The organism is Streptomyces sp. NPDC056486 (genome assembly GCF_042795295.1).
GTDB lineage: Bacteria > Actinomycetota > Actinomycetes > Streptomycetales > Streptomycetaceae > Streptomyces.
Window position 1 is genome coordinate 1 of the sequence record NZ_JBHTSF010000322.1, and the last position, 2,144, is coordinate 2,144.

At 70.8% G+C, this 2,144-nt stretch carries 2 protein-coding genes; one reads left to right on the forward strand and one right to left on the reverse strand.

Going from position 1 to position 2,144, the window contains the following annotated elements; translation table 11 throughout:
• Nucleotides 1-75: 75 nt before the first annotated feature.
• A complete protein-coding gene (locus tag ACFQ7F_RS45765; protein ID WP_383285718.1) occupies nucleotides 76-747 on the reverse strand; it encodes a transglycosylase family protein in 672 nt (223 codons plus the stop codon).
• A 522-nt stretch (nucleotides 748-1,269) separates the two neighbouring features.
• On the opposite strand from ACFQ7F_RS45765, the gene ACFQ7F_RS45770 reads away from it, so the two are divergent.
• Nucleotides 1,270-2,112: a hypothetical protein gene (locus tag ACFQ7F_RS45770; RefSeq protein WP_383285721.1), complete on the forward strand. Its 843-nt coding sequence runs from the start codon at nucleotides 1,270-1,272 to the stop codon at nucleotides 2,110-2,112.
• The last annotated feature ends 32 nt before the right edge of the window (nucleotides 2,113-2,144 follow it).

Consider the following 2,144-nt stretch of genomic DNA (forward strand, 5'->3'; position numbering starts at 1 on the left):
CCCGGCGCCCCCCCCGGCCGCCGCCCCCCCCCGGGCGGCCCCCCCGGCGGGCCCCCCGCCCCCGAGGGGGAGAACTCAGAGATCGAGCCGCTGCCCGGGCAGGATCACATTCGGATTCCCGCCGATGACCGCCTTGTTGGCGGCGTACACCTTGTGCCAGTTGGCGCCGTGTGCCGCCGCGATCCGGCTGAGGGTGTCCCCCGCCCGAACGGTGTAGTCACCGCGCCCGGAGCCGCGGTCGACATGACTCGGCGCACGCCTCTGCGGCTTGGCGGACCGCTGTTCGGCCGCCTTGGGTGCTTTGACAGCCTTGGGCGCCTTCGCAGCCTTGGGCGCCTTCGCAGCCTTCGCAGCCTTGGGGGCTGCCGGCGCGGCTGCCGCCCCCGGCGCGCTGCCGGACGCACCCGCACGCGCCGAGCAACTGGGCCAGGCGCCCCACCCCTGAGCACGCTGGACCTTCGCGGCGACAGAGATCTGCTGCGCCTTGGACGCGTTGTCGGCGGTCGCCGCATAGGCTCCTCCGCCGTACGCCCGCCAGGTGGACGCGGAGAACTGCAGTCCTCCGTAGTAGCCGTTCCCGGTGTTGATGCTCCAGTTTCCGCCGCTCTCGCACTGAGCGATGCGATCCCACACTCCGCTGTCCGCCGCTCCGGCCTGGCCGGTGGCGGTGAGCAGTCCGAGCGGGGCGAGCAACGCCGCTCCGCCGATCACTGCTGTCCTGCGAACGCACTTGGGACGTGCGGACATGAATTTCCCTCTCGAAGGACTCGGGATCCCCCAGATGTCCCGGGCCTCCTCGCGCATCTGACGCCGGAGGCCCGCTCACCCCGTCCGCCGGAGTGCGGCACTTCTGTGCCGCGGTGCTTGAGCTGGCTGGTGCGGCCGGCGGACGTACCCGAGCGGTGCTCGCTGCACACGGCGGTGGAATCTAGGTGCCTGCTCGCCCCGGCATCAACCAACTCCTCGTCACTCCAGGCCAGTTGCCGGTTACCCGGAGTATCGGCGAATTCAAGCCATCCATTAAATTCCCTGATTTCATGATTTGCCGACCTGTCGCCACAGCAGGGTGTGACCCAGCTCACCGCTGCAACTTTCTTGTACGCAGAAGGTGTTGGCGCGGAGTGATGGATTCCGCCGGGCAACTCACCCTCTGCTGTGGATGGTTCGATTCCGTTCGCCTTCACGCGTGACTTGCACCACTGATCGCCCGTTGTCTTCTTATGAGCCGGGCACCCCCGGTCCGCACGCAACGATTCCGAGGAGCCACCCGTGCCGCGCATGCTCGACGTCGGCGACGACGTACGCGCCGAGATCGGCGACGATGAAGCCGACCGGCTGCTGGCCGGAGAGAACGCCCCGGGCAGTTACGACTGCACGTCCTGCCGCACCCCGGGCGACACGGAACAGGAACGCACCAGCACGGTCCTGTTCATCGGCGACGAGACCGCCGTACTCGCCTTCGCCCACGCCACCTGCCTGCCCTCCCAGATCGTCCAGGTCTCCGAGGAGCAGCTGCAGGGTGCCGTGCGCTCGATCACCGGCGAGGACGGCACAGGCCTCGCCGGAGTCCCCGGACCCGGTCCCGGTGAAGCAGCGCCCGACCAGGCCGTTCTCGGCGTGACCAGCGGTCTCGTCCTCATCGAAGGCGAGCTGCGGCCCGCGCTCGTCGTCGAGCCGACCGGCGCCATCGCACGCCCCGGCACCGCGCCCGGCGGCGACAACTTCCTGCAGCTCCTGGTCGAGCAGGGCTTCTCGCCGGTGGCCTCGCTCGACGGCGTACCACCGGTGCTGCACGGCTGGTCGGTGCTGCTCGCCGCGGGCCAGCTGCACGCCGTGCTCCAGCCCGGCGCAGGGATGGGGTCTCCCCTGCACGAGCGAAGCCGAGCGCTTGGGGAAGGGTCCCCCGTCGCCTGGTGGCAGGCCCACCACCCGCTCCAGGTCACCGACGCCTGGCGGGCCGCGGCCAACAAGCTGCAGACGGTGCTCCTGTTCGCGGCGCCGGTCGGCTCCATCGGCCGCCAGCACCGCGAGGACCTGATGCGCGACGCCCTGGACAAGGCGGCGGCACACGGTCGTCTGGTCGCGGCGGCGATGCCGCTCGCCGGTACCTGAGCTCTCGCGGGGGCCGCGCCGCGTGAAAGCGG

Coding starts and splice junctions, on each gene's coding strand:
- ACFQ7F_RS45765 (WP_383285718.1), bottom strand. CDS start 747: ATGTCCGCACGTCCCAAGTGCGTTCGCAGGACAGCAGTGATCGGCGGA.